A 12,912-nucleotide genomic window follows, 5' to 3' on the forward strand; every position below is an offset into this window, starting at 1 on the left:
CTGAGTCGTCTTGCGATGAATAAGACATTGCACAGCCCATGCCAATTTTAAGTTTCATTTATAATCAATTGGTTAAGCTGAAAGTGTCCGAGGTTCACTGTGCGGACATGTCCGCTACATGGGTGATTTACTCATAGATTAGTGAAATTGCTCATTTATTAAGTTAGTTTAAGCTCCGTAAGTCACGCGGAATCAAAAATACAAAAAAGACAAGAAGGGATGCTGATGGATTATTTAACAACAAACAAAACGGCTTGGGATGCGCGCACTCGGGTACATTTAACTTCTGATTTTTATGATGTGGCGGGCTTTCTTAGTGGTAAGACTTCGCTGCGGGAAATTGAGCTAGGTGAACTCGAGGTTGCAGGTAAAAGTTTGCTGCATCTGCAATGTCATTTCGGCTTAGACACCTTGTCGTGGGCGCGAATAGGGGCGAGAGTCACAGGCGTCGATTTGTCAGAAGTCGCGATTGTTGAAGCGCAAAAGCTGGCAGAACGGACACAGTTGTCCGCCGAGTTTGTCTGTAGCGATGTTTACAGTGTGGCGAGCAAGGTTGAGCCTCACGATATTGTGTTTACGTCCTATGGCGCCATTGTTTGGCTGCCGGATTTAACTCTGTGGGCGCAGACAGTGGCTGCCTGTTTAAAACCCGGCGGACAGTTTTACATGGCCGAGTTTCATCCGGCGCAGCAGTTGTTCGATGGTTATAGCTATTTTAATCGGGGTGAGCCAGACATAGAGCTGGAAGGCACATATACCGAAAATACCGGTGATGATCAGCAAACCTTAATGTGCTGGTCGCACAGTTTATCTGAAGTGATCAATGCGTTATTGCAGGCAGGCTTAGTGTTGGAGTTCTTCCACGAGTTTGATTTCAGCCCCTATAACTGCTTTGAAGGGCTCGAAGCACAAGCCGATGGTCGTTATGTGTTAACACACCAAGGGCAGAAGGTGCCCTTGGTGTATAGCATCAGTGCGCGTAAGCCTGCGTAATCACAACCTTTTGTAATCGCGATGATCAACGACTACGGTAAACCGGATACTTAAGGTATTGGTTATCGTAGTAAGGGCTACGTTCATAGAACCAGCGTAGGCGTGCCTCAGGATCGGCGGCAAACTCTGTATTAGTCAGTGCTTTGTCGAACTCAGCTTGTAGCTTAGGATCTTCTTTCAGCATCTTGGCAGCCATTGGCTCTACTGCATAATCTTCAATGTATTCAGTGCGAGTGAAGATAGGATTGAAGAAACCCCATTGCAGTAAAGAATCTGGTGATTGCGGCTCAAGCAGTAAAATCGCCAGATCACCTAGCGGTTGATCCGTACTGATTTTAATGGTGCCAGCGGGCAGAGTTGTACTGACTTTGGTTAACTCTGACTCGGCTTTGACCGTTTGGCGGCCCTCAAAATCCTTAGTGTTAAACACGGGATTGCTGAGGGTATATTGTTGCAATTTCAACTCGGTTGGCTTTTTGAGCGTGGTCATGCGAATGCCATGCACGTTAAGACGATCAATCACTTGAGTCCATTGAGCGGGAATATAGTAAGCACTCGGACGAGTGACCTTAATGTCGGGCACTGTTTCAGCCATCACAGGTAAGTTAGGGTAAAGCTTAGGTTCACCTGTCCAGCGCACAACTTCAGCGCCACTGATGGGGCTCTTTTCAAGTTGATAATCTATGCCTTTAAAATCCCAGCCTTTTTCTAATGGTGCTAATTTCCAAGTAAGGGTGATTAGCGGTGAGGCGCGGTATTTATCTTCTTGAATCGCACTCTTAAGTTTCGTCGCCTGTTCACCCACGGTTTTGAGGGTTTGCGCTAACATCACATAAGTGCCGAGCACCCTTTGCTTAAAGGGCTTTAGGCTGTGGTTTTCAACCAGAATGGTGGGCAAATGGCGAGCATCGCCATAACCGTTAGAGAAGCGCGGGCTTGGATTCCACAGCGACATGCCTTTGTTAATATCGGCGTTATCCACGGCAAAAATCAGTGCGCCGGGAATATGGCCTTGTTCCGTTAATGCGGCTTCAACCGCAGGTCTGTAGCTGTTTTCGAGCCAGCGGTAGCTCGCAGGGCTTAAGCCTTGGGCAAGGTTATAACCAAAGGTCACATCGTATTGATAGTCGATGCCGTCAGTAACATGGACATCGATATACAGATCCGGTTGCCATACGTTGATTGCGCGCAGCATGTGCTGCATTTCTAAGCTGTCGGCCTTAGCATAATCGCGGTTAAGGTTGAGATTATTAGCCGTAGTGCGCCAGCCCATATTCACAGGGCCACGTTGATTTACACGATTAAATTCGCCGCTGCGCTCATGGGCATCAACACTAAAAATAGGCACAAACAAGAGGTTAGCTTTATCGAGCAGGGCACTTTTATCGCCTTGGATAATGTCACGTAGTAGCATCATGCCGGCATCTTTACCGTCGATTTCTCCCGCATGAATCCCCGCCTGCACTAGCACTGTCGGCTTAGTGTTTTGTTTGAGGCGTGCCGATTCATTAATGCCTTCACTGCTGGCGATATACATCCAAATATCGCGCCCTTGTGGGCTCTTACCTAAGCTCACCTTTTGTAATTTATCTGTCTCGCCCGCGAGTTTGTCGAGCCAAGCGATAGTGGCATCGTAGCTTGGACTTTCAATACCGCCGCTTTGCTCAAAGGGAGTCGCCCACTCGCTATCAACACTTAACATGAGCGATTCGCTGGCGCCAGACCAAGTGATGTTTGGCGGTAAAATCGCATCGTTGACAAAGGTGTTGGCTCGTTCAGGAATGGGCGCTGGTTGTGCTTCTGGCGCCGTAACTGTGGTATCGGCCAGTACATTAGTCGCAGTTTCAGTCGCTTGGCTATTCGCTGCTGGACTTGCATCCTGTGACGTTGTGATTACTGGGGAGCCAACTGCCAATGTTTCTGTGGTAGAGGCTTGTGCCATAGTGGCTGCCGGAGTTGTTTGGGCTGTGGTTTTCGCATCATTGGCAAAAGCATTCCCAGGGTACAGATTGCCCGTAGAGAGACAGGCAATGGCGATAACGGAGAAAGAAAACAAGCGCATGAAAAGAGTCCATCTATCGAATTTTTATTAAGACGGTATCTTTTCATTAAACGCCCCGTTAACGCAAGGGCGGCTAAGGGTTATCCGGCATTTCTGACATGGATTTAAGCACTAAGCGAAATGGGAAAATCGACTAAGCCGTTTTGTTGGGCGTTATCTGAGAAGCTGGCCGCTTGTGATAGGCAATGTCGATAATGGCAATGTCTTTATAAAGTGCTTCGACGGCAATCGCGAGCTGATAAATCAGCCAGCTATAACCTGTGAGCGCAAATCCCTGCGGCACTTGGTCGTTTACGGCTGTCACTGGATCAGCGGTTGATGCTTGAGTGGCTGCAACTAGGGCAAGCTGGAGTCTGTGTTGTAATTCTTGATCTAAGCATTCTGGCAGTGTCGGTAATTGTTGAGCTTTACCCGCCACAAATTCTGCAAGTTGTTGCAAATAGAAGGCAAGCTCAGAGGCAACCGCATTAATCTGCAGATAGGCGTCTTTGTCTTCTTCCTGCCAGCGGGTTAAGGGTAATAGTTCGAGTAAGGTGATTAAGCGCACTTGTTTATTGGCTAACTGCGACAGTAGCACTTTGTGTTTTTTGAGGGTTTGACTTTCCCATTCCAAGGAGAAAAACAGTTTCTTTTGAGTGAGTACGGCCTTCATCGCAGCCTCCAGTCTAGCGCGAAAATCGAGCTCATGATTGGCGGGCGCCTTAAGATGCTCGGCTAATACATCGGCCATATTGTCGATGGCATGGGTGAGTTGGGAGCGCCAATCTTGTTTAGCTTTAATCGGGAAAATGAACAGTGAGACCAAAATAGCAATCACGCAGCCGGAGAGGATGTTGGCCGTGCGCCATAGTGCCTCAGAGGTGTCATGGTTGGCGTCGCCGACCACGATTATGATGGTAAATCCGGCCACTAAATAGGCATAGCTATAACGTCCGGCCGAGATAAAACAAATCAAGCTAACGGCTAAGATCAGCAGGCTCATGATTAGCCAATAACTGTCCACAGTGGCAACTAACATCACCCCATAAGCTGAGCCTAAACAAGTGCCTATCGCCCTTTGTAGCGACTTTTCAATCGCGCCGCCTACCTGAGGCAAGCTCATCATAATGATCACTATCGTGACCATGCTCCAAATAAAATGCGGTGGCGCCCAAATGGCATTAATAGTGACAGCAACGAGTAAGGCTAGCCCGAGCTTTAGGGCGTGGATTGAGCGGAAATGGCGATAGATAAAGTCGGCAAAGGGTGTGGCTGGGGCAAATACAGACATAGGGCAAAATTCCTTTGAGCTAACTTAGCGATGTTAATCTGGTGGCAGTATCGCAGAAAAACCGTGTCACTTGCGGCCATAGCGCCATAAAGAAATGTAAATTGCGAAATCTAGCAAATTGAGCTTAGTGGATGGCGCGGGAGAGATCACATTAACACTCAGATTAAATAGGCTTAACTGATGCGTGTAGAGGCAGGCCATTATACCGTGCTGCAGATATAAAAAAGGCTTGAATAAGCATTGCCTATTCAAGCCTATATTTAAAGTGTTTGAGTTAGCTTAAGCTGCGCTCACTATCCGCTTTAACGTCAACTTCTGTGTATTTATCCATGATCAAGGCACAAGCCGCATCGCCAGTGATATTGAGTGCGGTACGGATCATGTCAAAAACCCTGTCTAACGCAAACAGCAAAGGTAAACCATCGATAGGAATTCCTGCAGCTAACAGCACTGCCACCACTAAGAAGGATGGGCCTGGCACACCAGCTTGACCAATTGCACCTAAGGTTGAGGTGAAAATAATGGCCGCATAGGCTGTCATCGATAGATCAACGTTATACATTTGGGCGAAGAACATGGCCACTAAACCATAATAAATCGCGTTGCCGCTCATATTAATGGTGGCGCCTAACGGCAGTACAAAAGCCGTGGTTGCCTTAGAGACTTTAAGATCTTCCTCACAGGTTTCCATATTCACTGGCAGAGTCGCCATTGAAGAGGCGGTCGATAATGCCATCACCTGTGGTTTCTTCATTGCCGAAATAAACTGGCGCGCCGATACTCTTGAGAAGAGTTGTACCACTAATGGGAAGAAGATAAAGCCGTAGATCAGAATCGCAGCCACAAACACGGCGAATAACTTAAACACGACTTCTAGTGCATCGAAACCGAAGGTACCGACAGAATCGGCCATCAAACCAAATACACCGATAGGGGCAATGATCATCACGCAGTTGATCATCCACACAAAGGCATCGACGACTGTGTTGAGTGCGGCCAAAATAGGCTTAGCGCCATCGCCTTTAACTTTAGTCAGTGCGATGCCGAAGAAGATACTAAAGACTAAGATTTGTAATATGTTACCGCCGTTCAGCGACTCGAACACATTGGTTGGGATCATGCCGATAAAGGTATCCATTACCCCGGGTAATGCGCCATGTTCCTTGGTTACTTCCATCAAGTCTGTGCTGCTGTGGGCGGTAAAATCAACGCCTGCACCCGGTTGGAACAGATTACCCATCAAGAGTGCAAGCACAACGGCAAAGCCCGACGTGACAATAAAAAAGCCGAAAGTGCCAATGCCAATCTTACCCGCCGATGGGCTATCGCCTAAGCTCGCTGCTCCGCTGATGATAGAAACCAATACCAGTGGTATCACTAGCATTTTGATTAAATGGATGAAAATGGTTCCGAGTGGTGCAAACACACTTGCACTCTCACCCATCATAAAACCCACCAGTGCGCCGATAATCATGGCAATAACCACTTGCACACCAATGTTACCTAATAAACTCTTGCTCTTCATTCTTGCGAAACTCCCCAGTTGCCGCAGCATTTTGTGTCATGCACAGACGATTTGAACCTAGATGACTCAAGCTTTAGTGATTAAGGCTTACTCTAGGCTAAAGGTTCACTCTATGTTAAAGGCAAATGCCCGACATTTTTGACCGAGTAAAGTACCACAATTGCATAGCAGGGGATTGTGAAACATCACTAACCTTGGTTTCAAAATAACCAAAGTCTAAATCACGTTAACGTTAAATGAGGAATGCTTAAATTTATGTGCTTAAAAATGAATAAAGCTTATTTAATTGTGGGATTTTAACTGCCGAATTGATGAATTGTGATTTTTACTTTGATGGGCGCAGATATCCTCTCGTATTCTTTGGGCGGCTTGAGTCGTTGGTCACCCATCTTTTACTTGTATGAATCATGAGAGTGGTTAATAGCTAAAAAACCTCCATGACCATTCAACTCTGTGACTCACTCAGTTTTCCCTATGACAACTCCATTTCGAGGACATTATGAACATCACCTCATTTTTCGGCCCGCCCGAATCGTTACAGTGCTGGATAAGAAAGTGCGTCGAACAACCTGGATTAAGTTATTGGCTGGTTTATCAAGATCTTGATGAAGGTGAATCCCTGCAACTGACAACGTTATTATTCCCGATAGTGGCTGATATGAGAGACCTATCGGATGACGAAATCGATGCCTTTGAGGATAGCTTAGGCCGGAGTGACTATGGTTATCTGCTAAACATGGATCAAATCGAGGATGTGATCGATAACCTCAAGCAGCAAAAAGCTCAGCCCAGTGAACAGGAACTACTTGAAGCTATTATCTTTTATTATGAGCGAGATGCGTTTATAGATATTTAAGTGTTTATTTTGTTGTTTCTATATAAAATAAAATTACGTGTTGTTAGCGGTAAAATACCGACGGTTAACGTCGGCATTTGTGTTTAAGGCGAGGTAATAAGTTGTGCACCATTTAGTGGTTATTGAGGTATTGAGCGCCTGTTTATTATGAATTCAATTTCGCAAGCACTCTGAATACCTCTTGAACGCCCTAGGGTATTGCTGGGAAGGTGAATGAGCTGCCAATCCCTAGAGGCAGGCCTAATGCCCAATATGCCAGTAAGAAACCGCTCCAAAGTAAAAGAAAACTGATTGAAAACGGTAACATCAGTGCCACTAAAGTGCCTATGCCCGATTCCTTAACGTATTTTTGGCAAAACACCACAATTAACGGAAAGTAAGGCATCAGTGGGGTGATGATATTAGTGGATGAGTCGCCCACTCGGTAAGCGGCTTGAGTCAAATCCGGTGACACACCTAGTTCCATTAACATGGGCACCATAATGGCACCAATTAATGCCCATTTGGCTGAAGCGGAACCCACTAATAGATTGACGAACGCCGTGAGAAACACAATTCCCACCAAAGTCACACCCATAGGAAGGGCTAATTCCTTTAACGCCAATGCGCCTTTAATTGCCATTAATGCGCCTAAATTGGATTGACCAAAAGCATAAATAAACTGGGCGCAGAAGAAGGCCATGACGATGTAATAACCCATGCCGCTCATGGATTTGCTCATGCCTTGAATAATGGCTCTGTGGTTGTTTGCCGTGCCAGCGGCATAGCCATACACGATGCCGGGGATGAGGAAGAACACAAAAATAATCGCCACAATGGAGCGCATTAATGGCGCTGAAGCACTGGTTAAGGCGCCGTCAGTAGCACGCCAAGCAGAATGTTCACCATAGGCGGTTAATACTAATCCTAATGCACACAACAACATGGCGGCCATGGCGAATTTGAGTCCGCGGCGCTCATGGGGTTGCAGTTCATCTAGGGTTGGGAGCGTGCTGGGATCGCCATTCACCGCAGTGTTTTTTAGGCGCGGCTCGATAACTTTATCCGTTAAGAACCAGCCAACTAAGATAATTAAAATGGCAGAAGCCGAAGTAAAAAAGATGTTATTCAGTGGGTTAATCGTTAATGTGGCGGCCGCGGGATCGGCCGATAATCTTGCCGCTGCCTGAGTTAAGCCCGCTAACATAGGATCAAGGCTGGATGGCACGCCAACGGTTGCAGAAAAACCGCCGGATACGCCAGCGAAAGCGGCGGCAATACCGGCTAAGGGATGACGACCCGCGGCATAGAAGATCACCGCGCCGAGTGGGATAACGAGTACATAGCCCGCATCAACCGCGACATGGCTCAGAATACCCACGGCTATCAATACCGGGGTGAGTAACATCTTGGGAGTGACAGATAAAATGGAGCGCAGCCCTGCATTAATAAAGCCAGTATGTTCAGCAACGCCTAGGCCCAGCATGGCCACAAGCACCACACCTAGCGGCGGGAAAGTGACAAAGGTCGTGACCATCGCCGAGGTAAAAGCGGTTAACGCACCACCATCAAGCATATTGACGACTTGAATCGGGTTACCAGTACGAGGGTCGATTTCATCAAAACTGACACCCGATAATCCCCAAGAGATCAGCCAGACTAAGCCCAGAAACATCGCAAATAATACCGCCGGATCAGGCAGTTTATTGCCGACGACTTCGACGCCATTGAGAAATCGCTGGAATCCAGTGACAGGTTTATGATTTTCCATTTGGGTGCCGCTTCCTAAAAAATGATGATTGTTATCGGTGATTATAAAAACGCAGCATTAATTTAAGCTTGGTTTAACTAATCGATAAGAAATAAAACATATAAAAATCTATCGCAGTGACTTTAGTGCGGGTGGATTTAATCATCACTAAATCAATTTAGCCGCAAATAAAAAGCGCGGGTTCATGACTGAACCCGCGCTTTTTTATGAAACGATATTTTTGACTAAATAACCGTACCGAACAAATCCACTACGCGCTTATGCTTTTGGGCCTGCATTGCGGATAGCGTCTGACACTTGATACTTAGCGAAGTTTTTAGTGAAAGCTTCTGCTAGTTTCTGGGCGTATTCGGCATATAGCGCTTTATCGCCCCAAGTGTTGATTGGATTGAGTAAATTGCTGTCTACACCACTTACTGCTACAGGAACGGCGAGGTTCAAGGTGTCTAAGTGGACGGTTTCCACATCTTTCAACTCACCGCTGACAATCGCATCGACGATGGCGCGGGTGGTTGGGATGTCAAAACGTTTACCTACACCGTGTGGGCCACCAGTCCAACCAGTGTTGACTAAGTACACTTGGCTGCCGAAGGACTCAATGCGCTTCATCAACAGTTCTGCGTACACGCCAGCAGGGCGTGGGAAGAAAGGTGCGCCGAAGCACGTTGAGAAGGTGGATTGAATCGCCGAGGTTGAGCCGATTTCAGTCGAACCTACTTTGGCGGTATAGCCAGACAAGAAGTGGTATGCCGCTTGTTCTTTGGTCAGGATAGAAACCGGTGGTAATACGCCAGATACGTCGCAGGTTAAGAATACAACCGCATGTGGCTCAGCGCCGCAGTTGTCTTCTTTACGTTGGGCAATGTGCTCCAGCGGATAGGCTGCGCGGGTGTTTTCCGTCAGGCTACTGTCTTTGTAGTTAGGTACGCGGTGTTCGTCCATCACGACGTTTTCAAGCACAGTGCCGAAACGAATCGCATCCCAAATCACGGGCTCATTCTTCTGGCTTAAATCGATACATTTGGCGTAGCAACCGCCTTCGATGTTGAATACACCGCCGGGTGCCCAGCCGTGTTCATCATCACCAATCAGGAAGCGTTTTGGATCGGCAGAGAGTGTGGTTTTACCTGTGCCAGATAAACCGAAAAACAGCGTAGTGTCGCCATCTTTACCCACGTTGGCCGAGCAGTGCATTGGGAGCACGCCTTGGGCTGGCAGTAGGAAGTTCTGCACTGAGAACATAGACTTTTTCATTTCGCCAGCGTATTTCAGGCCGGCAAGTAGCACTTTACGTTCAGCGAAGTTTAAAATCACGGTCGCATCTGAGTTAGTGCCATCACGTTCTGGTACGCAAACAAAGTCAGGGGCATTGATGATCTGCCACACTGGTTTGTCTTTACGATTAAATTCTTCAGGAATGATAAATAGATTGCGGGCGAACAGTTGGTGCCAAGCGTATTGCGTGGTGACTCGTACTGGTTGGTAATGTTCAGTGTCGGCACCGACTTCGAGATCAGATACAAACAGTTCTTTATCGGCTAGGTAAGCTTCAACCCGTGCCCATAAACCTTCAAAAGCACCTGGATCGAAAGCTTGATTGACTGTTCCCCATTCGATGTCAGCTTCTGAACTGGGTTCTCTTACAATGAAACGATCGCCAGGTGAGCGACCGCTGCGAGCGCCTGTTTTAGCAACTAATGCGCCATTGGCTGTCAATTCACCTTCGCCGCGTAGCAGGGCAAATTCGACAAGTTGTGCTGTTGAGGGGTTAAAGTGAACGCGGTTTAATCCATCCGCCATAGTGAGGTCTCCATTTGATTTGTAAGGTTATTTTAATATCGATCGTCTGCCGATTTAATTTTATTTATCGCCTGAGTCGTGCTAGGTGACAAAGTGAGGCGATTGTAGCCTAAGCCGAGTGTAATGTGTGAGGGGATTATAGGTATGAATAAACAATGGGCGCCAAATAGGGCGCCCATTTTTTAGCGGGAGTCGTTTTACTGCTGGGTTGTTGATGTCTGACCGTTAGCAAATAAGGTTGCTACGTCTATGGCATCAAAGGTGTATTTAGCGTGGCAATATTCGCAACCCATTTCTATCTTGCCATCTTCGGCCAGTATGGCTTCGATTTCTGCTTGATCTAAGGTTTTGATCGCGCCGGCACTGCGTTCATGGGAACAAGTGCATTTAAAGCTCACATCGATAGGATCAAATAAGCGTACTTCTTCCTGATGATAGAGGCGATGTAACACGCTTTCTGCATCAAGAGTAAATAGCTCTTCGGCCTTGATGGTCGACGTCAGTTGGCTCAAGTGTTCGAAGTCGGCGTTGTGATCTTGCTGGCTTGGCAGAATTTGTAGGAACATGCCCGCCGCTTGTTTGCCGTCGGCAAATAACCAAATTCCCGTAGGTAACTGCTCAGATTGATTGAAGTATTCTTCAACACAGGCCGCAAGCGTTGGCTTGTCTAGTGCAACGACACCTTGGTAGCGTTCACCTTCGTCGGGTGTTAAGGTGATGACCATATAGCCTTGGCCGAAGAGTTCTGTGAGGCTAGCATCATCGGCGAGTTCAGCATTCCAGCGAGCCACACCGCGTAACTCTTGTAAATTGTTACCGTTGATCACTGCTAAAGAAACAGGGCCGTTGCCTTGTAACTGTACGCTGATATCACCGCTAAATTTCAATGTAGCGGTTAATAGTGAGGTGGCTGCCATTAATTCACCCAGTAGCACTTGCAGTACGGCTGGGTATTCTTGGGCGCTGATCACTTGTTGATAGCTGTCTTGTAACTGCACCAGTTCACCGCGCACATCGGCATTATCGAACAAGTAGCGGTGTAAAGTATCTTGGTTCATCGTGTATCTCACTGTTAAAGGTCTTTAAAGCGCATGAGCTGGCGTCGTTGCTTTTTATCTGGTTTCTGATCGGGTATCGGGTTATTGAGCATGTGGAGGCGTCGTTGCTCAGCATTAATGGCCCGTTTAGCCAGACTTGTCGCGGTTTCTTCGTACAATTCTTGTGCAATCGCACCACTTTGGCGTAATTGCGATAATTTTTTTATGACGATCTCTTTATCGTCATATCCTTGGCGTATCTTAAGGACGGCGCCTATCTCGGCATTCCTACTAGATTTGGCACGCTGGCCGTTGTAATGTACTTTGCCGCCGTTAATCATTTCTTTGGCGATGGCACGGGTTTTATAAAAACGTGCAGCCCAAAGCCACTTATCGAGTCGAATGTCTGTTTTATCGCTTTGACCTTGAGTCATAGTGTCTCCAGCTAAAAGATCGATGAGTTCACATGCCGAGCAAGAAAATGCGTGAAGAGCATTTCTATTATGTTAAAGGGTGGCGTGCTTCACACCCTTTTATGGCGGGCAAAGTTAGCATAATTGGCCTATTTTCGCCAATTTGAATGCTGTTATGGGCTTGTTGCCAAATGCTGCCTAGGTTAGCATGAGACGGTAACCGCCTAATTATTATAATCAGAACAGAGACCTGTATCGAGGGTCCACATAAAATATGGATTTATTAGATAAAGTTATCGCAAAAGCCATTGGCATGCCCCATAAGCCCTTAAGCCGGATAGTCTTCTGGTTGGGTTTTATTGTGATCATGTTGTTAGCCGCGCAAATTACATGGAAATTAGTGCCTACTAGCTCATCACCCAGTGCTTGGTCGCCAACGCCCGTTAACCTGACGGGTAAAGGTGCTGGGCAGGTTGATCTTGCGGGTTTACAGCAGCTTGGTCTCTTTGGTAAGGCAGATGCTAAATCTGAAAAGCCAAAAACTGAGGTTGTTGAGACTGTGACCGACGCGCCTAAGACCACACTCTCTATTCAGCTCACTGGCGTTGTTGCATCGACAGCGGATCAGAAAGGCTTAGCAATCATTGAGTCAAACGGCAGCCAAGAGACCTACAGCTTAGGCGATAAAATCAAGGGCACTTCGGCATCACTGAAAGAAGTCTATGCCGACCGTATTATCATCACTAACGCTGGCCGTTACGAGACATTAATGCTCGATGGCTTAGTTTATACTAGCCAAAGCCCAGCCAATCAGCAGTTACAACAAGCTAAGACTAATAAGACTGGCTCGGCAGTGAGCCGTGTTGATCAACGTAAAAATGCCGAAATCTCCCAAGAACTCGCCGAATCCCGCACCGAATTGTTAGCCGACCCTAGTAAGATCACCGATTATATTGCCATTTCACCTGTCAGACAGGGTGACGCTGTGGCGGGATATCGCTTGAATCCAGGGAAAGACGCCAATTTGTTTAAGCAGGCGGGTTTTAAAGCTAACGATTTAGCCAAATCGATTAATGGATACGACTTGACCGTAATGAGTCAAGCGTTAGAAATGATGAGCCAATTACCCGAGTTAACCGAAGTTTCTATTATGGTTGAGCGGGAAGGACAATTGGTTGAAATCATGTTTAGTTTGCCGCAATAACA

At 46.9% G+C, this 12,912-nt stretch carries 10 protein-coding genes; 3 read left to right on the plus strand and 7 right to left on the minus strand.

Annotated elements, in window-relative coordinates; translation table 11 throughout:
• Window positions 1-225: 225 nt before the first annotated feature.
• Window positions 226-993, plus strand: a complete 768-nt coding sequence (locus tag L5M51_RS16280) for a class I SAM-dependent methyltransferase (RefSeq protein WP_263173756.1) — start codon at window positions 226-228, stop codon at window positions 991-993.
• A gap of 25 nt (window positions 994-1,018) precedes the next feature.
• Here the strand turns inward: L5M51_RS16280 and L5M51_RS16285 are convergent, their stop codons facing one another.
• From L5M51_RS16285 to L5M51_RS16295, 3 genes are all read right to left on the minus strand, one after another.
• A complete protein-coding gene (locus tag L5M51_RS16285) occupies window positions 1,019-3,055 on the minus strand; it encodes a M14 family metallopeptidase (RefSeq protein WP_263173758.1) in 2,037 nt (678 codons plus the stop codon).
• A 133-nt stretch (window positions 3,056-3,188) separates the two neighbouring features.
• Entirely contained in the window at window positions 3,189-4,325 is a 1,137-nt protein-coding gene (locus tag L5M51_RS16290; RefSeq protein WP_263173759.1) for an FUSC family protein, read from the minus strand.
• A gap of 274 nt (window positions 4,326-4,599) precedes the next feature.
• Window positions 4,600-5,850 (minus strand): dicarboxylate/amino acid:cation symporter, encoded by a 1,251-nt coding sequence (locus L5M51_RS16295; protein WP_131525701.1) that lies wholly within the window; start codon window positions 5,848-5,850, stop codon window positions 4,600-4,602.
• A gap of 499 nt (window positions 5,851-6,349) precedes the next feature.
• Between L5M51_RS16295 and L5M51_RS16300 the strand changes: the two genes are divergently transcribed.
• On the plus strand, window positions 6,350-6,706 hold the full coding sequence (locus tag L5M51_RS16300; RefSeq protein WP_263173760.1) for a hypothetical protein: 357 nt from the start codon (window positions 6,350-6,352) through the stop codon (window positions 6,704-6,706).
• Between the two features lie 190 nt (window positions 6,707-6,896).
• Here the strand turns inward: L5M51_RS16300 and L5M51_RS16305 are convergent, their stop codons facing one another.
• The 4 genes from L5M51_RS16305 to hslR all read right to left on the minus strand — a co-directional run bounded on the left by L5M51_RS16305 (window position 6,897) and on the right by hslR (window position 11,727).
• On the minus strand, window positions 6,897-8,456 hold the full coding sequence (locus L5M51_RS16305; protein ID WP_263173763.1) for an AbgT family transporter: 1,560 nt from the start codon (window positions 8,454-8,456) through the stop codon (window positions 6,897-6,899).
• 258 nt (window positions 8,457-8,714) lie between these two features.
• Window positions 8,715-10,256: a phosphoenolpyruvate carboxykinase gene (locus L5M51_RS16310; RefSeq protein ID WP_263173766.1), complete on the minus strand. Its 1,542-nt coding sequence runs from the start codon at window positions 10,254-10,256 to the stop codon at window positions 8,715-8,717.
• Between the two features lie 197 nt (window positions 10,257-10,453).
• On the minus strand, window positions 10,454-11,314 hold the full coding sequence (gene hslO / locus L5M51_RS16315; protein ID WP_105250990.1) for an Hsp33 family molecular chaperone HslO: 861 nt from the start codon (window positions 11,312-11,314) through the stop codon (window positions 10,454-10,456).
• A 14-nt stretch (window positions 11,315-11,328) separates the two neighbouring features.
• Complete coding sequence (gene hslR, locus L5M51_RS16320; RefSeq protein ID WP_011848177.1) at window positions 11,329-11,727, minus strand: ribosome-associated heat shock protein Hsp15; 399 nt, start codon at window positions 11,725-11,727, stop codon at window positions 11,329-11,331.
• A gap of 253 nt (window positions 11,728-11,980) precedes the next feature.
• Here hslR and gspC point away from each other — a divergent pair, with 253 nt between their 5' ends.
• Window positions 11,981-12,910, plus strand: a complete 930-nt coding sequence (gspC, locus tag L5M51_RS16325) for a type II secretion system protein GspC (RefSeq protein ID WP_131525237.1) — start codon at window positions 11,981-11,983, stop codon at window positions 12,908-12,910.
• Window positions 12,911-12,912: the final 2 nt, after the last annotated feature.

Origin of the sequence: Shewanella sp. SM73, from assembly GCF_025653795.1 — a bacterium.
Classification (GTDB): Bacteria; Pseudomonadota; Gammaproteobacteria; order Enterobacterales; family Shewanellaceae; genus Shewanella; species Shewanella oncorhynchi.